20 protein-coding genes are annotated in these 23,336 nt (G+C 62.1%); 8 read left to right on the forward strand and 12 right to left on the reverse strand.

From position 1 onward, the window contains the following. Nucleotides 1-207: 207 nt before the first annotated feature. On the forward strand, nt 208-3,129 hold the full coding sequence (gene uvrA, locus H0241_RS09330) for an excinuclease ABC subunit UvrA (protein ID WP_181057132.1): 2,922 nt from the start codon (nt 208-210) through the stop codon (nt 3,127-3,129). An 18-nt stretch (nt 3,130-3,147) separates the two neighbouring features. Here the strand turns inward: uvrA and H0241_RS09335 are convergent, their stop codons facing one another. Continuing rightward, complete coding sequence (locus tag H0241_RS09335; RefSeq protein ID WP_181057133.1) at nt 3,148-4,263, reverse strand: FRG domain-containing protein; 1,116 nt, start codon at nt 4,261-4,263, stop codon at nt 3,148-3,150. Between the two features lie 105 nt (nt 4,264-4,368). Here H0241_RS09335 and H0241_RS09340 point away from each other — a divergent pair, with 105 nt between their 5' ends. From H0241_RS09340 to H0241_RS09355, 4 genes are all read left to right on the forward strand, one after another. After that, nucleotides 4,369-4,833 carry a GNAT family N-acetyltransferase gene (locus tag H0241_RS09340; protein ID WP_181057134.1) on the forward strand — a complete coding sequence of 155 codons (465 nt, stop codon included), beginning with the start codon at nt 4,369-4,371 and terminating at the stop codon, nt 4,831-4,833. A gap of 61 nt (nt 4,834-4,894) precedes the next feature. After that, a complete protein-coding gene (locus H0241_RS09345; RefSeq protein WP_181057135.1) occupies nt 4,895-5,698 on the forward strand; it encodes a DUF72 domain-containing protein in 804 nt (267 codons plus the stop codon). Between the two features lie 154 nt (nt 5,699-5,852). After that, on the forward strand, nt 5,853-6,113 hold the full coding sequence (locus H0241_RS09350; RefSeq protein ID WP_181057136.1) for a hypothetical protein: 261 nt from the start codon (nt 5,853-5,855) through the stop codon (nt 6,111-6,113). Between the two features lie 116 nt (nt 6,114-6,229). Next, the gene (locus H0241_RS09355; protein WP_181057137.1) at nt 6,230-7,375 is read left to right on the forward strand and encodes a GGDEF domain-containing protein; all 1,146 of its coding nucleotides are present in this window, start codon (nt 6,230-6,232) and stop codon (nt 7,373-7,375) included. A 15-nt stretch (nt 7,376-7,390) separates the two neighbouring features. On the opposite strand, the gene H0241_RS09360 is transcribed toward H0241_RS09355, so the two are convergent. From H0241_RS09360 to urtA, 6 genes are all read right to left on the reverse strand, one after another. Further along, entirely contained in the window at nt 7,391-7,567 is a 177-nt protein-coding gene (locus H0241_RS09360) for a hypothetical protein (protein ID WP_112561526.1), read from the reverse strand. 497 nt (nt 7,568-8,064) lie between these two features. Continuing rightward, the gene (gene urtE / locus H0241_RS09365; protein WP_023688639.1) at nt 8,065-8,760 is read right to left on the reverse strand and encodes an urea ABC transporter ATP-binding subunit UrtE; all 696 of its coding nucleotides are present in this window, start codon (nt 8,758-8,760) and stop codon (nt 8,065-8,067) included. Between the two features lie 69 nt (nt 8,761-8,829). After that, nucleotides 8,830-9,576 (reverse strand): urea ABC transporter ATP-binding protein UrtD, encoded by a 747-nt coding sequence (gene urtD, locus H0241_RS09370; protein WP_181057138.1) that lies wholly within the window; start codon nt 9,574-9,576, stop codon nt 8,830-8,832. Nucleotides 9,577-9,580: 4 nt separating this feature from the next. Beyond that, entirely contained in the window at nt 9,581-10,813 is a 1,233-nt protein-coding gene (urtC, locus tag H0241_RS09375; protein WP_181057139.1) for an urea ABC transporter permease subunit UrtC, read from the reverse strand. Further along, a complete protein-coding gene (gene urtB / locus H0241_RS09380; RefSeq protein WP_181057140.1) occupies nt 10,810-12,426 on the reverse strand; it encodes an urea ABC transporter permease subunit UrtB in 1,617 nt (538 codons plus the stop codon). Before urtB ends, urtC begins: the two co-directional genes overlap by 4 nt. Nucleotides 12,427-12,554: 128 nt before the next feature. Further along, on the reverse strand, nt 12,555-13,865 hold the full coding sequence (gene urtA / locus H0241_RS09385) for an urea ABC transporter substrate-binding protein (protein WP_023670931.1): 1,311 nt from the start codon (nt 13,863-13,865) through the stop codon (nt 12,555-12,557). A 313-nt stretch (nt 13,866-14,178) separates the two neighbouring features. On the opposite strand from urtA, the gene H0241_RS09390 reads away from it, so the two are divergent. Both H0241_RS09390 and H0241_RS09395 read left to right on the forward strand, forming a co-directional pair. Then, on the forward strand, nt 14,179-14,574 hold the full coding sequence (locus tag H0241_RS09390) for a hypothetical protein (RefSeq protein WP_181057141.1): 396 nt from the start codon (nt 14,179-14,181) through the stop codon (nt 14,572-14,574). Between the two features lie 110 nt (nt 14,575-14,684). Beyond that, on the forward strand, nt 14,685-16,598 hold the full coding sequence (locus H0241_RS09395) for a PhoX family protein (protein ID WP_181057142.1): 1,914 nt from the start codon (nt 14,685-14,687) through the stop codon (nt 16,596-16,598). A 71-nt stretch (nt 16,599-16,669) separates the two neighbouring features. On the opposite strand, the gene H0241_RS09400 is transcribed toward H0241_RS09395, so the two are convergent. From H0241_RS09400 to H0241_RS09410, 3 genes are all read right to left on the reverse strand, one after another. Then, nucleotides 16,670-18,241: a GMC family oxidoreductase gene (locus H0241_RS09400; protein ID WP_181057143.1), complete on the reverse strand. Its 1,572-nt coding sequence runs from the start codon at nt 18,239-18,241 to the stop codon at nt 16,670-16,672. Nucleotides 18,242-18,289: 48 nt separating this feature from the next. Then, nucleotides 18,290-18,820 (reverse strand): gluconate 2-dehydrogenase subunit 3 family protein, encoded by a 531-nt coding sequence (locus H0241_RS09405; RefSeq protein ID WP_181057144.1) that lies wholly within the window; start codon nt 18,818-18,820, stop codon nt 18,290-18,292. 82 nt (nt 18,821-18,902) lie between these two features. Beyond that, on the reverse strand, nt 18,903-19,298 hold the full coding sequence (locus H0241_RS09410; RefSeq protein ID WP_181057145.1) for a VOC family protein: 396 nt from the start codon (nt 19,296-19,298) through the stop codon (nt 18,903-18,905). A gap of 221 nt (nt 19,299-19,519) precedes the next feature. Between H0241_RS09410 and H0241_RS09415 the strand changes: the two genes are divergently transcribed. Beyond that, entirely contained in the window at nt 19,520-19,822 is a 303-nt protein-coding gene (locus tag H0241_RS09415; RefSeq protein WP_181057146.1) for a ribbon-helix-helix domain-containing protein, read from the forward strand. A gap of 4 nt (nt 19,823-19,826) precedes the next feature. Here H0241_RS09415 and H0241_RS09420 read toward each other — a convergent pair whose 3' ends face one another. After that, nucleotides 19,827-20,537, reverse strand: a complete 711-nt coding sequence (locus H0241_RS09420; protein WP_181057147.1) for a purine-nucleoside phosphorylase — start codon at nt 20,535-20,537, stop codon at nt 19,827-19,829. 172 nt (nt 20,538-20,709) lie between these two features. Then, on the reverse strand, nt 20,710-23,283 hold the full coding sequence (gene cckA / locus H0241_RS09425; RefSeq protein WP_181057148.1) for a cell cycle histidine kinase CckA: 2,574 nt from the start codon (nt 23,281-23,283) through the stop codon (nt 20,710-20,712). Nucleotides 23,284-23,336: the final 53 nt, after the last annotated feature.

Consider the following 23,336-nt stretch of genomic DNA (forward strand, 5'->3'; position numbering starts at 1 on the left):
AACACCCTTGTCAGTTTCTGCACAGCTTTGTCAGGAGCGTGTTCGGCCTTTGTTCTTTCCGCTTGCCCCTTCGCGCGAAAGACGGTTAAACGACTTTGGTCGAGAAGTGTGGCGTCTCTCGACGTGGCGGCAAAAATACCTACATAGGGGATGGCCGGGAAAACCCCGCCGATCCCACTGATACCAGATCTGAGGCGGCGACCGGCAATGGCCGACCATAAATACCTTTCCATTCGCGGTGCACGCGAACACAATCTGAAGAACGTCGATCTCGACCTGCCGCGTGACAGCCTGATCGTCATGACCGGCCTGTCGGGCTCCGGCAAATCGTCGCTTGCCTTCGACACCATCTATGCCGAGGGCCAGCGTCGTTATGTCGAGAGCCTGTCGGCCTATGCGCGGCAATTCCTCGAAATGATGCAGAAGCCTGATGTCGACCAGATCGACGGCCTGTCGCCGGCCATCTCGATCGAGCAGAAGACGACGTCGAAGAACCCGCGCTCGACGGTCGGCACCGTCACCGAGATCTATGACTATATGCGCTTGCTGTTCGCGCGCGTCGGCATTCCCTATTCGCCGGCCACCGGCCTGCCGATCGAGAGCCAGACGGTCAGCCAGATGGTCGACCGGGTGCTGGCGGTCGAGGAAGGCACGCGCCTGTTCCTGCTGGCGCCGATCGTGCGCGGCCGCAAAGGCGAGTACCGCAAGGAACTGCTGGAGCTGCAGAAAAAGGGCTTTCAGCGCGTCAAGGTCGACGGCGTCTTCTACGAGATCGCCGACGTGCCAGCGCTGGACAAGAAGTACAAGCACGACATCGACGTCGTCGTCGATCGCATCGTCGTGCGCGGCGACCTGGCGACGCGGCTTGCCGATTCCATCGAAACGGCGCTGAAACTCGCCGAAGGGCTGGCGGTGGCAGAGTTCGCCGACAAGCCGCTCGACGCCAGCCAGACCGGCGAAGACTCGGTCAACAAGTCGAAGAACGAGACGCATGAGCGCATCCTGTTCTCGGAAAAGTTCGCCTGCCCGGTGTCCGGATTCACCATTCCGGAGATCGAACCCAGGCTGTTCTCGTTCAACAACCCGTTCGGCGCCTGCCCGACCTGCGACGGTCTCGGCAACCAGCGCGCCATTGACGCCAGCCTGATCGTACCGGATGAAAACGTCTCGCTGCGCGACGGCGCCGTCAGCCCGTGGGCGAAATCGACCTCGCCCTATTACGCGCAGACGCTGGAAGCGCTGGGCAAGGCTTACGGCTTCAAGCTCGGCGACAAGTTCAAGGATCTGACCGAAGAGGCCAGGGAAGCCGTCCTGCGCGGCACCGGCGAGCGTGAAGTCACCTTCCAGTATGATGACGGCTTGCGCTCCTACAAGACGACCAAGACGTTCGAAGGTGTCATCCCCAATCTCGAGCGGCGCTGGAAGGAAACCGAATCCGCCTGGATGCGCGAGGAGATCGAGCGCTTCATGTCGGCAACGCCCTGCCCGGTCTGCAAGGGCTACCGGCTGAAGCCGGAAGCGCTGGCGGTGAAGATCGCGGGAAAACATATCGGCGAGGTCACCGAGCAGTCGATCCGCAACGCCGACAAATGGTTCACCGACCTGCCGGCGCAACTCAACGACAAGCAGAACGAGATTGCGGTCAGGGTGCTCAAGGAGATCCGCGACCGGCTGCGCTTCCTCAACGATGTCGGTCTCGACTATCTGACGCTGTCGCGCAATTCCGGCACGCTGTCGGGCGGCGAGAGCCAGCGCATCCGGCTGGCCTCGCAGATCGGCTCCGGCCTCACCGGCGTGCTCTATGTGCTGGACGAGCCGTCGATCGGCCTGCACCAGCGCGACAATGCCCGCCTGCTCGACACGCTGAAGCATCTGCGCGACATCGGCAACACGGTGATCGTCGTTGAGCATGACGAGGACGCCATTCTGCATGCCGACTATGTCGTCGACATGGGTCCGGCCGCTGGCATCCATGGCGGCGAGATCATCGCCCAGGGCACGCCGCAGCAGGTGATGGCCAATCCCAACTCGATCACCGGCAAATATCTGTCGGGCGCGCTCGAAGTGGCGACACCTGGTGTCAGGCGCGAGGCGAAGAAGAACCGCCGGATCAAGGTCGTCGGCGCTCGTGGCAACAATCTGAAGAACGTCACCGCCGAAATTCCGCTCGGCACTTTTACCGCTGTCACCGGCGTGTCGGGTGGCGGCAAGTCGACCTTCCTGATCGAGACTTTGTTCAAGGCGGCGTCGCGCCGGATCATGGGCTCGCGCGAACATCCGGCCGATCATGACCGCATCGAGGGCCTCGAATTCCTCGACAAGGTCATCGACATCGACCAATCGCCGATCGGACGCACACCACGCTCCAATCCGGCCACCTATACCGGCGCTTTCACACCCATCCGTGACTGGTTTGCCGGACTGCCGGAAGCCAAGGCGCGCGGCTATCAGCCAGGCCGCTTCTCGTTCAACGTCAAGGGCGGCCGCTGCGAGGCCTGCCAGGGCGACGGCGTCATCAAGATCGAGATGCACTTCCTGCCCGACGTCTACGTCACCTGCGACGTCTGCCACGGCAAGCGCTACAACCGCGAGACGCTCGATGTTGTGTTCAAGGGCAAGTCGATCGCCGACGTGCTCGACATGACGGTCGAGGAAGGCGTCGATTTCTTCGCCGCCGTACCCGGCGTGCGCGACAAGCTGGAGACGCTGAAGCAGGTCGGCCTCGGCTACATCCATATCGGCCAGCAGGCGACGACACTGTCAGGCGGCGAGGCGCAGCGCATCAAGCTGGCCAAGGAACTTTCACGCAAGGCGACCGGCAAGACGCTCTACATCCTCGACGAGCCGACCACGGGCCTGCATTTCCACGACGTCGCCAAGCTTCTGGAAGTGCTGCACGAACTGGTCGACCAGGGCAACACGGTGGTGGTCATCGAGCACAATCTCGAAGTCATCAAGACCGCCGACTGGGTGCTCGATCTCGGCCCCGAAGGCGGCGACGGCGGCGGCGAACTGGTCGCCCAGGGCACGCCGGAAGCCATCGTGCGCGAAAAGCGCAGCTACACCGGCCATTTCCTCAAGGAATTGCTCGAGCGGCGGCCGGGGGGAAAGCGCGAAGCGGCGGAGTGATTGTTGCCTATGATGGAGCTAGCGTGGCGACGTTTGACTAGGTCCAGCAGTTATTTGTTTTAGTGCATCGCGTACGCGGTCGAGCCAAGCTCCAACTGAAAGCGATCGTACTTTTGTTGGCTGATGTACAAGGTTGTTTCTGAACATTCTGAGGGCTTGCAATTCATTGGCGAATTCTGGTGTTATCAGTTCACGCTCAAGCATTCTAGCAATGGCCTCCCGAACGGAGATATTTCGTTCGGTCAGGCGACGGCCGGTAGTTAGCAAAAAGTCCTCTAGTTCAGCCCACACTCCGATAAAAGACCCAATATCTCCCGGCTGTAGTTCGTCTTTGAGTGCACTTTTAACTTCGTTGCAAAGTTCGAGAATTTTGTCACCCCTAGGAAACAAAGCAGTAGCGGGTATTATGTTGAACCCGCTTCCCCAAAACTGCGACGAGCTTGGAATTGAGAATTTAGCAACCAGACGATTTCGAAAATCTAATTCTGTCTTAGAATCAAAATCCGTAGTCACGTCAGTCGTTCCCGCGAGGTACCCTTCTTGGAAATGTGGGCGCAAAGCCGCTGGTGGGCAAATGCTAAGAAGGCGGACATTAACCAGGTCGTGCTCCGAATTGACCGAAATCCGATTTGTCACATGAGGCAGACCAAGTACGTAGACATATGCAACGTCTGTTGATTTCTTTAGCTGAGCAAATGAACAGGCTACGCGAAGAGAGTGTGTTAGGTCGATCAATGGGGTTTCCGCAACTTCGTAGTGTTGCAGAATACTCCATTGAATGTATTTCTTTCTGCGTATATCTGAATAGCCGTCAATCTTCGCAACCTGCCATTTTTCGACGAGCAGCCGGCAACCTTGCTCAAGCATGTCAAATCGATGGCGGAGCTCTCTTTCAGGAATAGAGTCTCCACGATAAATTCCAGGATAAAGCGTCGTTCCACCAGATCTATTTAGATAGTCTGTATCCTGACCTCTAAAAAATAGCAGATCATCATGGTTTATATAGGCCAGTTTTGCAACTTGCTCTACAAGCCGTCGGAATGTAGTAACCTGAAATGCGGGAGCCTTGTCAACGGACAGGCCATTGCAATGTGCTTGTAATTCTGGAGTTAATTTTGGCGAAATCTCTCGCATGAAGTTTTCTCTCACAACCGACGAATGGGGCCGTGACGTGTCCCCTCTAGCTACCATATTTCTCAACTACGGAAACATCATCGAACGAAATAGTTTGTACCTGCTATGAAGATAGTTAGCGCCCACCCCGATGATCTCCCCGCCGTCGTCGCGTTGACGGCTGCCGCTTATGCACCCTACACCGCTGTGCTCGGCGCTCCGCCGATCCCGGTCACCGAGGACTATGCCCCGCGCATCGAACGCGACGAGGTCTGGCTCTTGGAGAGCGGACCGGAACCTGCCGGACTGATCGTCATCGAGCGGCATCCCGACCATGCGATGATCTTCAGCGTCGCTGTCTCCCCGGCTTTTCAGGGCAAGAAACTAGGCAGCGCGCTGCTCGACTTCGCCGAAGAGCAGGCGCGGTCATGGGGCGTGCCGGAGGTGCGGCTCTACACCAATTCGCTGATGGAGCGGAACATCGCGATCTATACCGCCTATGGCTTTCACGAAACAGGCCGCCGGCCCAATCCCTACCGGCCGGGATGGACGGTCGTCGATATGGCAAAACCTGTCGGCGAGGCGGCCTGATTTTTCTGAACTCGGCCAGACTTCTGAACTCGGCCAGACTTCTGAACTCGGGAGGACGACTATGAGCACTTCAGGAACAATCCGCTCAGGCATGGGCGGCTGGACTTTCGAGCCTTGGGATACGTCCTTCTATCCGGACAAGCTGTCGAAGGCCAAGCAGCTGCACTATGCGACCCGGCAAGTGCCAAGCATCGAGGTCAACGGCACCTACTATTCCAGCTTCAAGGAGCCGACCTTCGTCAAATGGGCCAGCGAGGCGCCGGACGGTTTCGTCTATTCGCTGAAGGGCAACCGCTTCGTCACCAACCGCCGCGTGCTCGGCGAAGCCGGCGAGTCCATGACGCGCTTCCTCAGCTCCGGCGTCGCCGCGCTCGGCGAGAAGCTCGGCCCAATCCTGTGGCAATTCGCACCGACGAAAAAGTTCGATGCCGACGATTTCGAGGGCTTTCTGAAACTGTTGCCCGAAAAGCAGGACGGGGTGGCGCTGCGCCATGCGCTCGAAGTGCGCAACGACAGTTTCATCGTACCGGAATTCGCCGCCATGGCGCGCAAATACAAGGCTGCAATCGTTTATGCCGACCATGCCAAGTATCCTGACATTGCCGACATCACCGGCGATTTCATCTATGCGCGGCTGCAGACCGGCAGCGACGACAACCCGGACTGCTATACGCCGAAAGGCCTGGACGAATGGGCGGAGCGGGTGAAGACCTGGGCGGAAGGCAAGCAGCCGGCCGATTTGCGGCGCGCCGATCCGGCCTTCGACGCGCCAGTCAAGCCGCGCGACGTGTTCGCCTACTTCATCACCGAGGGCAAGGTGCGCGCGCCGTTCGGCGCCATGGCGCTGATGAAGCGGGTGAGCTAGCTGGGGCCGCGAACTTCCACACGGCGCTTTGATTTTGTTGCGGAACCTGCCGGGCATCTTGATCGTTTTATCTTTGCAGGCGCTGAGGTCGCCGCGAGTCGCCAACCATCCCGCAAGGTGCTGCATCAGATGCAGCACGTGAAGGAGGCGAGAAATGTTTGTTATCCTCTTCGGTGCGTTGCTCACCGTCGCCGGCGTTGTGTATATGGCGGGCGCAGTCCTCAGGCGCGGGCGGCTCAGCGATCCGGCACCCTCTCCAGTTGTGCCGATTCACCCGGGGGGAAATTTCGTAAAGTCAGGTCCGACGCTGGAGCCGCGACGGCGCGGGCTTGGCTTTCTCGGCCTGTCGCAGAACTGGCCAGGCCTGCTGATGATGGGCGTCGGCCTCATCCTGCTGCTATCGGTGGTCCTCTAAACGTAGCGAAATCACGGCATCTTGCGCGCATCGTAACCTTATCGATACCTCCTTCCTGCATAAATCCGGGCTCGGCCCCGTCGTAGAGACAGGCTGCCGCGGGCAAGGACGAGGGCATGTCGCTCGACTACAATTCCCTTCTGCTGGCTGTCGGCTTTTCCGCCGCTTGCCTCGGCATGACTCTGTTCGGCATCTGGCTCACCGCGCGCTCGGAAAAATTCCTGCTGACATGGGCGGCCAGCGTGCTTCTGATCGTCTGCGACGTCTTTGCCTACCAGGCCTATATCGACACGCCCGGACGCCTGCTTGGCCTCGCCACCTTCACGTTCCTGCTGCTCGGCTTCGCGACCATGCTGGGCGCGGCCCACCAATTCACAACCGGCGCCTCGCCGCTGCCGCGTATCGCCATAGGCGCCGGCGCCTCGCTGGCGATCGCCTTGCCGCCAATGGCGCTTGGCTATGACGGGCTGGGCTTCATGCTGGAAAATGCCTTTGCCGCGCTGCTCCTGTTTGCGACGGCCTATGAATACTGGAAGGGGCGAACCGAATTCCCGGCCCCCATCATCGGCATTGCCGGGCTTTACACGGCCACTGCCATATCCTTCGTGCTATGCTCCGGGGTGCTCGTCTGGGATGGCAGGCTGGTGCTCGGCCATGCCCCGAGCAACTGGGCCGAGGATCTCAGCCTCATCATCGTCATCGCCTGCATGACCGGCATCGGCGCGCTGTCGCTGGCGCTCAACCAGGGGCGGCTGGCGCAGCATCACCGCCGCGAAGCGCTGACCGATCCGCTGACCGGCCTGCTCAACCGACGCGCTCTGTTCGACCTGCATGGCAAAACACCAGTCGGGGTTTTCACCGCCGTGATCGTGTTCGATCTCGATGGCTTCAAGGCCATCAACGACGAGTTCGGCCATGCCACCGGCGACGAGGTGCTGAAACTGTTCGCCAAGGATTTGACCGCCAATCTCCAGCCGGGCGATGTCGCCGCACGCATGGGCGGAGAGGAGTTCGCGCTGGTCCTCGATCGCATCTTGCCTGAGAAGGTGGAATTCATAGCCGAGCGCATCCGAGCCAGTTTTGCCTCGCGCCGGATCGACACCGAGACCCGCCTGCTGGCCTGCACCGTGAGCGCCGGCTTCGCCTTCGGCAGCGAGGGCGGCACCAAGTTCGACAAGGTGCTCAGCGCCGCCGACAAGGCGCTCTACGGCGCCAAGCGCGGTGGCCGCAATCGGGTGCTCGCCTTCCGGCGCGCCGGGTAAAGGCGGCTATTCGGTTCAGGCTGCTAGGACGATCTCATTATAGGTGTCGAGATCGACGTAGAAAACCTTGGTGATTTCGCCAATCAGCTCATCCTGCTGGTAGCCTTGCGAGCGCAGAATGTTGATGGCTGTGATGATGTCGACGCGCTCTGTCAGCCGTCGTTTCTGGTGGTCCTCGACGAACCGTTCCATAGCCCTATTCTCCTGGCAAGATTATCTGGACGCATTGACCGACAATCAGAACTGCGAGGGAAAGCTAGGGGGGCTTGCTTGCGTGGAACTTGCAGGCTGAGCCAGCGCATTCCCTCGATCTGCTACAGACTGATACGGAAGCGGCCGACTCAACGAGGCCTGGGAAAGACTAGCATGCGGCATTGAGGGTGCCAGAGGTGCGCGTCGCCTTGTTTGAGAAAGACCAAGGCGATCTGGCTGCTTCACACGGATGATGAGGCTGTGTTTGCACAGGATGAAGCCGTTCCGTAGCAATCCTTCACGCCCCCCTCTGTCCTGCCGGACATCTCCCCCACTTGGGGGGAGATCGGCCGTAACCGCCGCTTTCGCCAATCTCAGACGTTGCAGGGTGAGCAAGGCATAGACGCTGCTAATCTCCCTCCTTGTGGGGGAGATGTCCGGCAGGACAGAGGGGGGCACTGTCCCGCCGACGTCAAACGTTCGGAATCGCAGTCCGCCTATACCGTCAGAAACTTCCTGACATCCGCCCTATCCAGATCTTCCGCCGGGCCGGTGTGGACGATCTGGCCGCGGTCCATGATGTTGACCTCGTCGGCGAGTTCGCGGCAGAAATCGAGATATTGCTCGACCAAAAGTACCGCGATGCCGGCCTGATCGCGCAAATAGCGGATGGCGCGGCCGATGTCCTTGATGATCGAGGGCTGGATGCCTTCGGTCGGTTCGTCCAGCACCAGCAGTTTCGGCCGCATCACCAGCGCGCGGCCGATGGCAAGCTGCTGCTGCTGGCCGCCGGAGAGATCGCCGCCGCGGCGGCCCAGCATCTGCTTCAGCACCGGGAACAGCTCGAAGACATGCGCAGGCACGTTGCGGTCTGCGCGCTTCAAGGGCGCGAAGCCGGACTCCAGATTCTCGCGCACCGTCAGCAGCGGGAAGATCTCCCTGCCCTGTGGTACGAATGCGATGCCCGACCGGGCGCGATCATACGCCGCGCTCCGGTCGAGCGCCTTCCCCTCGAAGGCAACACTTCCGCTCGTCAGCCGGTGGTGGCCGACGATCGATCTCATCAAACTGGTCTTGCCGACGCCGTTGCGGCCGAGCACGCAGGTGATCTTGCCGGCACCAGCGGTCAGCGACACGCCGCGCAGCGCCTGGGCGGCGCCGTAGTGGAGCGTGGCGTTGGAAACTTCGAGCATGTCAGCGCCTTCTCCAGAAGCGAAGAAAAGACAGATCGAAGCGATGGAATTGCACCCGCCACACCATGCTCATCTCCCGAGATAAACTTCGACGACACGTTCGTCGGCCGAGACAAAGTCGAGCGAGCCTTCCGACAGCACCGAGCCCTCATGCAAGCAGGTGACCTTGACGCCGAGCTCGCGCACGAAATGCATGTCGTGTTCGACAACGATGACCGAATGGTCGCGCGCGATATCCTTGAGCAGCCGCGCGGTCTCCTCGGTTTCGGCATCGGTCATGCCGGCGACCGGCTCGTCGACCAAAAGCAGTTTCGGGTCCTGCGCCAAAAGCATGCCGATCTCCAGCCATTGTTTCTGGCCGTGGCTGAGATTGGCTGCCAGATCGTGACGCTTGTCGCCGAGCCGGATGACGCCAAGGATGTCGTCGATCTGCCGCGCCTCGGCGGCCGAGCGGCGATGGAACAGCGCCGGGAAGATCGAGCGCGGCCCCTTCAGCGCCAGCATCAGATTGTCTTCGACGCTGTGGCTTTCGAAGACGGTCGGCTTCTGGAATTTACGGCCGATGCCCATCATGGCGATCTCGGCCTCGTCGTGCCGGGTCAGGTCGACCTGACCGTCGAAGAACACCTCGCCCTCGTCGGGCCGCGTCTTGCCGGTGACGATGTCCATCATTGTCGTCTTGCCGGCACCGTTGGGCCCGATGATGGCGCGCATCTCACCCTTGTCGAGCACAAGCGAGAGATTGTTGATGGCGCGAAACCCGTCGAAGGAGACCGAGACGCCGTCGAGATAGAGGATGGTGTTGGACTTCGACATCGCTCTACTCCGCCGGCTGCGGTTCGGGGCCGGACGCGGACCAGGCACCGGGCGTTGTCGCCGCGGAGCGAACGATCTTCGGGGGCGGCGGGACATCAGGGTCGGCGCCGGCTTCCTCGGCGATCGCGGCTGCCCGCATCGCCTTGGCATTGCCGCGCCAAGAATCCCACATGCCGACGATGCCCTTGGGCAGGAACAGCGTGACGGCGACAAACAGCCCGCCCAGCGCAAACAGCCAGAATTCCGGCAGCAGCCCGGTGAACCAGGATTTGCCGGCATTGACGAGCAGCGCGCCGACGATCGGGCCGACAATGGTGCCGCGGCCGCCGACGGCGGCCCAGATCACCACCTCGATCGAATTGGACGGCTCGAATTCGCCGGGATTGATGATGCCGACCTGCGGCACATAGAGCGCGCCGGCAATGCCGGCCATCACGGCCGAGACGGTGAAGGCGAACAGCTTCACATTCTCCGCCCGCCAGCCGAGGAAGCGGGTGCGGCTCTCGGCATCGCGCACCGCCATCAGCAGCTTGCCGTATTTGGAGCCGACGATCGCCCAGGTGACGAAGACGGCGAGCGCCAGCATCACCGCGCTGGCCGCAAACAGGGCCGAGCGGGTGGCGTCGGCCTGGACGTTGAAGCCCAGAATATCCTTGAAATCGGTCAGGCCGTTGTTGCCGCCGAAACCCATATCGTTGCGGAAGAAGGCAAGCAGCAGCGCATAGGTCATCGCCTGGGTGATGATCGAGAGATAGACGCCGGTGACGCGGCTGCGGAAGGCGAACCAGCCGAAGACGAAGGCGAGCAGGCCGGGCACGGCCAGCACCATGATGGCGGCGAACCAGAAATGGTCGAAACCGGTCCAGAACCACGGCAATTCCTTGTAGTTCAGGAACACCATGAAGTCGGGCAGGATCGGATTGCCATAGACGCCGCGCGAGCCGATCTGACGCATCAGATACATGCCCATCGCATAGCCGCCGAGCGCGAAGAAGGCGCCGTGGCCGAGCGAGAGGATGCCGCAATAGCCCCAGACCAGATCGAGCGCCAAGGCAAGCAGCGCGTAGCAGAGATATTTGCCGGTGAGCGCGACGATGTAGGACGGGATGTAGAAGGCGCTGGTCGGCGAAACGGCGAGGTTGAGCAGCGGCACGATGATGGCGGCAGCCAACAGGATGAAAATGGTGATGGCGATGCGGCGGTCGGCACCAGCGGCGAAGAAGTGTCCAGTGATCATGCTTCCACCGCCCTGCCCTTGAGCGCGAACAGGCCGCGCGGGCGCTTCTGGATGAACAGGATGATCAGCACCAGCACGACGATCTTGCCGAGCACCGCGCCGGCATAGGGCTCCAGAACCTTGTTGACGATGCCCAGCGAAAAGGCGCCGACCAGCGTGCCCCAGAGATTGCCGACACCGCCGAAGACAACGACCATGAAACTGTCGATGATGTAGCCGCGGCCGAGATTGGGCGAGACATTGTCGATCTGGCTGAGCGCGACGCCGGCGATGCCGGCAATGCCGGAACCGAGCGCAAAGGTCAGCGCGTCGACCCAAGGCGTCCGGATACCCATAGAGGCGGCCATGCGCCGGTTGGCGGTAACGGCGCGCATCTGCAGGCCCCAGGGCGTGCGCTTCATGACATAGAGCAGCACGCCGAAGACGGTGAGCGCGAAGACCAGGATCCACAGCCGGTTCCAGGTGACGGCCAACTGGCCGACATCGAACGAGCCCGACATCCATGACGGATTGCCGACCTCCTGGTTGGTCGGCCCGAAGATCGAGCGCACCGCCTGCTGCAGGACCAGCGAGACGCCCCAGGTCGCGAGCAGCGTTTCCAGCGGCCGGCCATAGAGGAAGCGGATGACGCCACGCTCAATGATCAGACCGACGGAAGCGGCGACCAGAAATGCCAGCGGCAGCGCGATGACCAGCGACCAGTCGAACAGGCCGGGGAATGAGGTTCGGATCACCTGCTGGACGACAAAGGTGGTGTAGGCGCCGAGCATCACCATCTCGCCATGCGCCATGTTGATGACGCCCATGACGCCGAAGGTGATGGCAAGGCCGATGGCCGCGAGCAGCAGCACCGAGCCTAGCGAAATGCCGTACCAGATGTTCTGGCCGGCATCCCACAGCGCCAGGCTCGAATTGATGCTGGCGATTGCCGCGGTCGCCGCGTCCTTGACCGCGCCTTGCGCATTGGCCTCGACCGCGGTCAGCAGCGAGAGCGCGTCGCGATCGCCGCGCGCGCCGATCAGCGCGACTGCCGCGAGCTTGTCCGCTTCCGGCTTGTCGGAGACCAGCACCGATGCCGCGCGCGCCTGTTCAAAGAGTGCCTTGACCTTGGCATCGGTCTCGGCGGCGATTGCCGCGTCGAGCGGCTCGATGTTGGCGGCATCGGGCGTCTTGAACATGGTATCGGCCGCGGCGATGCGGACAGACGGATCCTTGGCGCGGAGCGTCAGCGTGCCCAGCGCGTCGCGGATGACACGGCGCAGCGTGTTGTTGACCTTGATCTTGGTGATATCGGTCTTGGCGGCATCGCCGGTCTTTTCGCCGCTCAGCGGATCGAGCAGCGAGACGCTGTCGCCGGCCTCATTGCCGACGAAAACCATGGAATCGGCTTTGCGGATGTAGAGATTGCCTTCGGCAAGAGCGGCAAGCGGCCGTTCAACCAGCGGATCGCCGGTAGCGGCAAGCTCGCGCACCACGGCCTCGATGGCGGAAAAGCCAGTGCCGGTGGCGAACTTGGCGATGATGGCGCGCAAATCGGCTTCGGCTGCGTTCGACGGCAACAGACTTGCCATCAGGAACACCAACATGAGGCCGAGAGCGCGCAACAGGATCATCCGTTCAGATACTTTTCCGGGAGGTGGAATTCGGCGTCCGGGCGGGCTGAAGCGCCCGGACGCCTTGCGGTCTCTGGCCTTGGAACCGGCCAGATGGCCATGGACCTGATGGTCCAGGCCGGGGAGGATCAGTTGGTGCCTTTGCCGCCGCACTTGCCGGTGGCGACGTTGAAGTTGCCGCAGGACAGAGGCGCGCGCCAATCCGAGATCAGGTCCTTGGAGTCGGGCAGATAGTCGGACCATTCGTCGCCCATCACGAGGCCGGGCGTCTGCGACACAGTCTCGAACTGGCCGTCGGCCTGGATCTCGCCGATCAGCACCGGCTTGGTGATGTGATGGTTCGGCATCATCGTCGAATAGCCGCCGGTGAGGTTCGGCACGGACACGCCGACCATGGCGTCGATCACCTTGTCCGGATCGGTGGTGCCGGCCTTCTCGACCGCCTTCACCCACATGTTGAAGCCGATATAGTGGGCTTCCATCGGGTCGTTGGTGGTGCGCTTGTCGTTCTTGATGAACTTGTGCCAGTCGGCGATGAACTTCTTGTTTTCGGGCGTGTCGACGCTCTCGAAATAGTTCCAGGCAGCGAGGTGGCCGACCAGCGGCGCGGTGTCGAGACCGGCCAGTTCTTCCTCGCCGACCGAGAAGGCCATGACCGGGATGTCCTCGGCCTTGATGCCCTGGTTGCCGAGTTCCTTGTAGAAGGGAACGTTGGCGTCACCGTTGACGGTCGAGACGACAGCGGTCTTCTTGCCGGCCGAACCGAACTTCTTGATCGCCGACACCTCGGTCTGCCAGTCGGAGAAGCCGAACGGCGTGTAGTTGACCATGATGTCTTCGGCGGCGACGCCCTTGGCCTTCAGATAGGCCTCGAGGATCTTGTTGGTGGTGCGCGGATAGACATAGTCGGTGCCTTCCAGCACCCAGCGCTTCACCGAGCCACCGTCCTCGCTCATGAGGTAGTCGACGGCGGGGATCGCCTGCTGGTTTGGTGCAGCGCCAGTGTAGAACACGTTGCGCTCGCTTTCCTCGCCCTCATATTGGACGGGATAGAACAGGATGTTGTCGAGCTCGGAGAACACCGGCAGAACGGATTTGCGCGACACCGAGGTCCAGCAGCCGAACACGGCCGCGACCTTGTCCTTGGAGATCAGCTCGCGCGCCTTTTCGGCGAAGAGCGGCCAGTTGGACGCCGGATCGACGACGACCGCTTCCAGTTTCTTGCCGAGCAGGCCACCCTTGGCGTTCTGCTCCTCGATGAGCATCAGCATGGCGTCTTTCAGCGTCGTTTCCGAAATCGCCATGGTCCCCGACAGCGAATGCAGAATGCCGACCTTGATCGTGTCTTCGGCGGCCTTGGCCGGGGACGACATCGACAGGCCGGCAGCGACCACACCGGCCGAAAACATTTTTGTTATTGTGGAGAAATTACCCCTCATACCGAAGACTCCCAAGCTGGTTGATTGCACCGCAACAATACAATGCAACAGCCGTGCCAAACGCAAAGGCGCAGCTCGAAAAGATGGAATAGGCGAACGTTATCAGCTGGTTATTATATTAGCCTAAAGAAAACAAAGGCAGCCGGTTAAAAACTGATTGAGGGAAATTTGCGCAGCGCACAAGGCTTTTGCCTAATTTTCGCCCAAGTATGGCAGGTGCCTAGATTTTGATCTCCGGCAGCGGTTTGCGGGCGAACAATATTGCGGCACGGCGCAAAAATGGGGCAAGCTCATTCCGCAAACGAGTAATCCGATGACATCCCGCATCTCATGCATTTCCGGCATCCTGCTGCTGATGGCAACGAGCGGCGCCGCGCGCGCCGGCTTCAGCGATGGCAAGCTGCCGGACGGCACCTATCACTGCGAAGTCTATCTGCTCGGCGCCTTCCTCAACCTCGGCGACATCACCATCAAGGGCAATGTCTATAGCGGCCCGGTGACGTTCGGCACCGCGCCGCAAGGCTACAACTACCAGATGAACGCCGATGGCGAGATCACCTGGCTGGGCCCGCTGGGCGGCTACACCACCGGCGGCAACTCCGTCTCGATGACGCAAGCCACGCTGGACGGCGAGACCACCCCGTCGTTTGACATCATCCTGAAGCAGCCCGACGGCGCCTTCACTGCCTCGACCTGCACCAAGGGCTGAGCGAGCCCGATCCAGTCGTTCGCTTGCGGTTCCTCTCCTGTCATGCGGATGTTGCCGAAGCAGACTACGGCAGCGGTGCGCCGTAACATCCCCCCTGAGAGGCAGACACAATGGCCAATGCACCGTCTTCATCCTCCCCTGTCATTCGCGAAATCATTGCCGAGCGAGTCTCGCGCCGGTCTCTTTTGAAAGGCAGCCTTGCCTCCGGCGCGCTGCTTGCCGGCGGCAGCTTTGTCGGCTCCCTGTTTGCCGGCGAAACGCATGCCGCGGCAGCACAGTCGACGCTCGGCTTTCCCGAACTGAAGCGCGTCTACGACAAGACCCATGCCGCCGCCGAAGGCTATGAGACGACCATCGTCGCGCGCTGGGGCGATCCGCTCGCCGCCGGCCTCGCCGAATTCGACGGCAACAAGGTTTCTGCCGACGAGCAGGAAAAGCGCTTCGGCTACAATTGCGACTACATCGCCTTCATGCCGCTGCCCAAGGGCACGGTGAATTCCGACCATGGCCTGCTCTGCGTCAACAATGAGTACATCTCGCCCAATGTGATGTTTCCCGGCACGACCGAGGATGATGCCGGCAAGACCATGACCAAGGAACAGGTCGATCTCGGCATGGCCGCGATGGGCCACTCGATCGTCGAGGTGCAGCTGAAGGACGGCAAGTGGGAGACCGTGGCCGACAGCCCGCTCAACCGCCGCATCACCGCCAACACCGAAATGATCGTTTCCGGTCCGGTCGCCGGCCATCCCTTGATGAAAACTTCGGCCGACGCCACCGGCACGAAAGTGCTCGGCACCAGCTACAACTGCAGCGGCGGCTTCACCCCCTGGGGCACGGTGCTGACCTGCGAGGAAGGCGTGTCCGACATTTTCGGCGGCGACCCGAAGAAGGCGCCGATCGCCGACATGCTCGACCGCTACGGATTCGACGGCTCCGACATCTATGGCCGCGGCCGTTTCCATGACCGCTTCAACCTCGACAAGGAACCGAACGAGGCCAACCGCTTCGACTGGGTGGTCGAGATCGACCCTTATGATCCGCAGTCCAAGCCGGTGAAGCGCACGGCACTCGGCCGTATGTCGCATGAGGCCTCGACCGTCGTCCTCAACAAGGATGGCCGCGTGGTCGTCTATATGGGTGACGACGATTATTTCGAATACATGTACCGCTTCGTCTCGGCCAAGGCCTACGACAAGGCCAACCCGACCTCCGGCGCCGATCTGCTCGACGACGGCGTCCTGTCGGTCGCCCGCTTCGATGCCGACGGCTCGATGACTTGGCTGCCGCTGGTGCATGGCCAGGGCAAGCTCACCGCCGAGAACGGTTTTGCCGACCAGGCCGAAGTGCTGTTGAAGACGCGGTTTGCCGCCGATGCGCTCGGCGCCACGCCGATGGATCGTCCCGAGGACATCGAGACCAATCCGGTGACCGGCCGCGTCTATGCGGTGATGACCAAGAACAAGAAGCGCGACCAGTCGAAGGTCAATCCGGCCAACACCCGGCCGGAGAACCTCTGGGGCCACATCGTCGAGCTGATCCCGCCCGGCGGCCGCGGTGCCGACGCCGACCACACCGCCGACAAATACGCCTGGGACCTGTTCGTGCTCTGCGGCAATCCCAAGGACGCCAAGGTCGGCGCCACGTTCCATCCGGATACGTCGGACAATGGCTGGTTCGTCTGCCCCGACAACATCACGTTCGATCCGGCCGGGCGGCTGTGGGTAGCGACCGACGGCGCCAATGATTTCGACCTGCCGGACGGCGTCTACGGCGTCGACACCGAAGGTGCGGCGCGCGGCCTGCCCAAACTGCTGTTCACCTGCCCGCATGGTGCGGAAGCGACCGGCCCGTGCTTCACGCCGGATGGAACGACGCTGTTCCTGTCGGTGCAGCACCCTGCGGAAGATGCCGAGACGCTCGACAAAGTACAGACGCTGTGGCCCGACTTTAGGGATGGCCAGTTGCCGCGGCCGTCCGTCGTTGCCATCCGCCGCAAGGACGGACAACCGGTCGGCGCGTGATCTGAACGGAAGAAGGCGGAACGCGGCCTGCGCGCGTTCCGCCTTGTCCGGGAGGACGGTCTAGGGTCGGCTCAGATCGTCTTGGCCGACATTTGCGACGCGATGTATTCGGCCTGGCGGATCGCCAGCGACACGATCGTCAGCGTCGGGTTCTCCGCCGCCCCGGTGGTGAACTGGCTGCCGTCCGACACGAACAGGTTTTTGGTGTCGTGCGCCTGGCCGTGTTTGTTGACGACGCCGTCTTCCGCCTTCTCGCTCATCCGGTTGGTGCCGAGATTGTGGGTCGAGGGATAGGGCGGCGTCGGGAAGGAGCGCGTTGCACCGACCGCGTCGTAAAGAGCTGTGGCCTGCTTGTAGGCATGGTTGCGCATCGCCGTGTCGTTGGGGTGGTCGTCAAAATGCACGTCGGCAATCGGCATGCCATGCGCATCCTTCTCGTCCTTGTGCAGCGTGATGCGGTTTTCCGCGCGCGGCATGTCTTCGCCGACAATCCACAGGCCGGCCATGTGGTCATAGTGGTCGAGCGCCGTGGTGAAAGAACGGCCCCAGCCGCCCGGATTGAGGAAGGCGGCCATGAAAGGCAACCCCAGCGACAGCGTCTCGAACTCGTAGCCGCCGACAAAGCCGCGTGAGGGATCGTGCCGCGCCTCGTCGCGGATGATGCCGGCCATGGTGGTGCCGCGATACATGTGCACCGGCTTGTCGAAGATGGCATAGACCGAGCCGGTGGTGTGGCGCATGTAGTTCTTGCCCACCTGCCCCGACGAATTGGCGAGGCCGTGCGGGAATTTGGACGACTCCGAATTGAGCAACAGGCGCGGGCTTTCGATCGAGTTGCCGGCGACGGTGACGATGCGGGCCTTCTGCTCCTGCAGCTTGCCGTCCTTGTCGGCATAGACGACGCCGGTCACCTTGCCGGAGGCGTCATGGTTGATCTTGATCGCCATGGCATTCGGCCTGACTTCGAGATGGCCGGTCGCCTCGCCCTTGGGGATCTCGGTATAGAGCGTCGACCATTTGGCGCCCCATTTGCAGCCCTGGAAGCAGAAACCGGTCTGCTGGCAGGACATGCGGTCGTCACGCTCGACCGAATTGATGGCCATGTTGCCTGTATGGCATTCCTTGTAGCCGAGCTTGTCGGCGCCGGCCTTCAGCACCTTGAAATTGTTGTTGCCGGGCAGCCGCGGCCAGCCATTGGTGCCGGTGACACCCATCTTGGCTTCGGCCTTGGCGTAGTACGGCTCCATCTCGGCCAGCGTGACCGGCCAGTCCAGAAGGTTGGCGCCTTCCAGCTTGCCGTAGGTCGAGAGCGTCTTGAACTCGTGCTCCTGGAAGCGCAGCGAGGCGCCTGCCCAGTGGGTGGTCGAGCCGCCGACCGATTTGACTATCCAGGCCGGCAAATTCGGGAAATCCTTCGACACCCGCCAGTCGCCGGAAGTCGTGCGCTTGTCCGTCCAGGCGAGTTGGCTGAAGGAGGCCCACTCGTCGTTGATGAAATCCTCGTATTCGTGGCGGGCGCCGGCCTCGAGGATGACGACATCGACGCCTTTCTGGGCGAGTTCGTTGCCGAGCGTGCCACCGCCGGCGCCGGAGCCGATGATGACGACCACGCCGTCGTTGTTGAGATCAAATGAAGCTGCCATGGTTTCCTCCCATGAATTCCTGTTTGCGGGTTTCAGAACGACGGAGGCTCAGAGCCACTCGATGTCGTCGAAACCGCGCGCGATGTAGCCGCCCTTGGAGTAGGATTCGCCCTCGTAGCCGAAGATCGGCCACACCTCCTGCTGGTTGTAGAGGCTGACGACGAGGCCGCCGCGGATGGACTGGAAGAACGGCGTCGCCTCGATCTGCTGCAGCACGGCGACGCGCTGCTCCTCCCAGCCGAGGCCGCGATAGCCGCCCTCACCCGACTTCTTGTCGAGGTCGGCAATGCCGTCTTCGATCATCGTCTTGTAGGCGGCGTCCTTGCCGGCCTGCTCGTCATGGCCTTTCACGGCAATGGCGTAGTATTTGTCCGGGACCTGATCGTGCGGATAGATGTCGCGCGCCATCTGGATCAGCGTCGCCATGGTTTCGGGCTTGAGCGCCGATGTCTCGAGACCCCAGGCATTTTCGGGGCTGATGACCGCACTGCCGGAGATGACGAGCAGCGCGCCGATGCCACCGCGCTTGAGAAGTTCACGACGTGAGAGCCCAGGCTTCGCGTCATAGATCGTGACCATTTTGTTCCTCCCTGCTTGCTATTTGCGCCCTTGAAGAGCGCCGTTGCTGGCGTCGCGCGGCTGAACGCGGCGGAATAATCCCCTACTGGAAGCGCCCTCCACGCTGCAGAACCTCGATCTTGTAGCCGTCGGGGTCCTCGATGAAGAAAAAACGGGCGATCAGCGACCCATCGCGATTGAACTCGACGATTTTCTTGGGGTTGAGGCCGAGCGCGCCGATCCGGTCGTGCTCGCTATCGAGATCGGCGACCGAGACCGCCAGGTGGCCGTAACCGTCGCCAAGCCCATAAGGCTCGGCGCGGCCCTTGTTCACGGTGAGCTCGAGTTCGAACCCGGTTTCGGCGTTGGCGAGGTAAATCAGCGTGAATGTCTCGAAATCCAGCCTGTCGGCGATATCGAGCCCGAAAGCGTTTCTGTAGAAATCGACGGATCGGGCCTCCTCGAGGACCCGGATCATGGAATGGATCGCTTTCGCCAAATCAGTCTCCGTCGCTGCATGTTGGAGGCGATTATGGGCGGCGCTGATAAAAGGTGGTGGCAGCCGGTTACCACGGCTAAATTTGCAATCCCTGCTATGCCTGCGCTTAGCGACCAAAGTCCGATTGCCGTTTGTTGCTTTCGGGCCGAAAATGGTTGGATAAATATACGCCTGAAGGCGCGACTCACTGCGCCCAAAACCAACAATATCGGGAGGTAGGAATGTGCAGGGTTTTTGCCGGGCAGGATCCGGAAGGTTACCGACAGATCAACCGATCGATCCGCATCGACGGACACTCGACCAGCATCCAGCTTGAAGCGACATTCTGGGCGCTGCTTGACGAGATTGCCGACAGTCAGGGCCTGACGACGCCTAAGTTCATCTCAAAGCTCTATGACGAGGCGATCGAGATCAACGGCGCGATCCCCAACTTTGCCTCGATGTTGCGCACGACCTGCGCGCTCTATCTGCGCGGCCACCGGCCGGATATGGATGAGCTGACGCCAAAGCGCGAAGCGGCTTGAGGGCTTATCCCTCGGCCGCAACGTCGAGTCCGAGCCGCACCATGTCGGTGAACAGCGCCTGGCGCTCGGAATAGGCAGTCTGTTCATCGGTCACGATGTTGTCGACGACGGTCAGCAGCGACAGGGCGCGGGCGCCGAAATGTGCCGCGATGCGGTAAAGCGCGCTGGTTTCCATGTCGACGGCAAGCGCGCCAAGCGCCTGTGCTTCAGCGAATCGAGCGCGCCCTTCCGGGTGATAGAATACATCGCTGCAGATGGTCAGCCCCGCCTGATGGCCGATGCCGAGTTGAGCGGCGCAGGCCAACGCGTGGGCAAACAGGCCGGGATCGGGCCCGGCGGCGGCATCGTAGAGGCCGAAGACCTGGCCGCTTCGCTCGCTTTCGGCGCGCACCGACTGCGAGATCACGACCGAGCGCAGTGGCACGTCGGTCGTCAGGCCGCCACAGGTGCCGGTACGGATCAGCGTTTTGACGCCGTGGAAATCCAGGAGCTCATGCACATAGATCAGGAAGGACGGCACACCGATGCCGGTGGCCTGGATGCTTATGGGCCGGCCGCGATAGAGGCCAGTGAAGCCCAGCGCGCCCCTGCGGCGGTTGACGCAGCGCGGCGCTTCAAGAAACGTCTTTGCCATCCACTCGGCGCGCTGCGGATCGCCCGGCAACAGCACGGTTGCGGCATAGTCACCCTTGGCTGCCTCGTTGTGCGGCGTCACGACATGCTCCCCAAAACCCGCCGCCCGTTTCGCCTGCAATCATGGCAGCGTCACGTCATTGCGCAAGCGGTGAATTAGGGGGCTCTAAAGCGCGTCGCCAGCGACGCGCTTTAAGTTTTTGTTTTATGCATGTCGTTTTCTCAAAACCGGGGCCACTTTTGAGCGACATGCATCAGGATTCAAGCACGTCCTTGACGACAGTGGCCAGTTGTTTGAGCGAGAACGGCTTCGGCAGGAAGCCGAATTGCGCGTCGGGCGGCAGGTTCCGGGCGAAGGCATCTTCGGCATAGCCGGACACGAAGACAAACTTGATGTCGGGCTGGCGCTTGCGCAATTCGCCAAGCAGCGTCGGGCCGTCCATTTCCGGCATAACCACGTCGGACACGACGATGTCGACCTTGCCACCGAGCGCTTCGAAGACTTCCAGCGCCTCGACGCCCGAGGACGCCTCGTGCACGGTGTAGCCGCGCGAGGTCAGCGCCCGCGAGCCGCCCATGCGCACCGCGTCTTCGTCTTCAACCAGCAGCACCGTTGCGGAGCCCGACAAGTCCTTGGCAGTATCGGCAACTTTCACCGGGGCCGCCGGCGCTTCCCCGGCCTCACCCGGCTTCTTCACTTCCGCGATATGGCGCGGCAGGAAGATGCGGAACGTCGAGCCCTTGCCGACTTCGGAATCGCAGTAGATGAAGCCGCCGGTCTGCTTGATGATGCCGTAGACCATCGACAGGCCAAGGCCGGTGCCCTTGCCGACTTCCTTGGTGGTGAAGAAGGGTTCAAAAATCTTCTTCAGGACGTCCGGCGCGATGCCGGAGCCGGTGTCCTCGACCTCGACCACGACATAGTCGGCCGGGGTGAGTTCGCGGTAGGAAAAGCTCTTGCACTCTTCGGCGGTGACGTTTCGGGTGCGCACGGTGAGGTCGCCGCCGGCCGGCATGGCGTCGCGCGCATTGACCGCGAGATTGACCACCACCTGCTCGAACTGGCCGATGTCGACTTTGACCGGCCATAGATCGCGGCCGTGGTCGACCTTCAGCTTGATGTCATTACCGACGAGGCGGGCAAGCAGCATCCTGAGGTCGGCAAGCACGTCGGTGAGGTTCAGCACTTCCGGCCGCAGCGTCTGCTTGCGCGAGAAGGCGAGCAACTGCCGCACCAGCGAGGCCGCCCGGTTGGCATTCTGCTTGATGTTCATGATGTCGGGGAAGGACGGGTCCGACGGCCGGTGATTGGTCAGCAAAAGGTCCGACGCCATGATGATGGCGGTCAGCACATTGTTGAAGTCGTGGGCGATACCGCCGGCGAGCTGGCCGACCGCCTGCATCTTCTGGCTTTGCGCCATCTGGCCCTCGAGCGCTTTCTGCTCCGTGGTGTCGACGGCATAGACGATGGCCGATTCTTCTGCCCCTTCGCCGCCGGTGCCGTCGGCGACCGCGTTGACGTAGAAGCGGATGTGGCGTTCCTCGTTGCCGGGCAGCAGCGTGTCGATCGGCTCGATGTCGGCCTGCCTGAGCCGCGCCTTCTCGAAGGCGGCGGCAAAGGCCGGACGGTCGCGCTCGTGGATGACCGTATCCAGCCGCACGCGGCGGTCGACGGCATCGCGGTCGACGACGGAGGAAAACAGCGACAGGAACGGCGCGTTGGTGCGCAGGATGCGGCCGCTGGCGTCGACGCCGGCAATCGCCATCGGCGTCGAGTTGAAGAAGCGGGTGAAGCGCACTTCCGACGCCCGAAGGTCGGCGGATGCGTCCTCGCCCTGGGTGCGGTTGAGCACGATGGTGCGGGTCGGGCCGTTGGTCCCCTCGCGGCTGGCCGAGACACGGTGCATGAAGCGCACCGGCAGCGCCTCGCCGGTCGTCGTCGTCAGATCGAGATCGATGACCGCGTTGCGGGTGGTGCCGGGATCGGCCTTGACCGAGCGCACCAGCGCCATGCCGTCGCCGGCGACGATTTCCTGCAGCGTGACCGCGCCAGGCGTGAAGCTCGCCAGATCAATGCCCAGCCATTCGGCGAGTGTGGCGTTGATGTAGGTGACGCGGCCCTCCTGGTCGGCCGAGAAGAAACCGGCCGGCGCGTGGTCGAGATGATCGATGGCCTTCTGCAGGTCGAGGAAGAAACGCTCCTGCTCGGCCCGTTCCTGCGAAATGTCGGCAAGTTGCCAGGCGAGCATGGGCAGACGCTGGCCGGGAACGCTGAAGGTGCGGGCCCGCGCCCGGTACCAGCGTGCGCCTGGTTCGGCGCCGGGCCGGATCGACTGCGCCAGCCGGAATTCGCCGTCGCCGGCCTGGCCGTCGCGCAGACCCGAGGCCAGCCGGTAAATGGTCACCGAAGCTTCGGGAACATCGGAAAGCAGGCCTTCGACCGTCTTCAGATCGGCTGCCGACGCAGCACCGGTCATCTCGGCATAGGCGCGGTTGGCGTAAACGACGCGGCCCTTGGTGTCGGTGACGATCAGGCCCTGCGACATCGAATCGACGAAGGCCTTCGACAGTTCATCCCCGGTCGAACGCGGCGCGATCTGCACGAAGCCGATGGCCGTGGCAAACAGGAAGCCGACGCCGATCATGGCAAGCACGCCCAGCATGCCGAGCAGGAAGGGATCGCCAAGCCGCTCGCGGAAAAGGCCGAAAACGACCGCGGCCCCGGTCAAAACGATGATGAAGACGATGAGCCGGGTAACCGCGCCCGGCCGCGTGTTCTGGTCGACGATCGGTACCGGATAGAAATCGCCGCGCGTTTCCCTGGCCATATGCCCCCTGCTCGTGAATTCCTGATATCCGACACCGCCCCAGGGCGGTTGAA

It is taken from the genome of Mesorhizobium neociceri (assembly GCF_013520985.1).
In the GTDB taxonomy this organism is placed as follows: Bacteria; Pseudomonadota; Alphaproteobacteria; order Rhizobiales; family Rhizobiaceae; genus Mesorhizobium; species Mesorhizobium neociceri.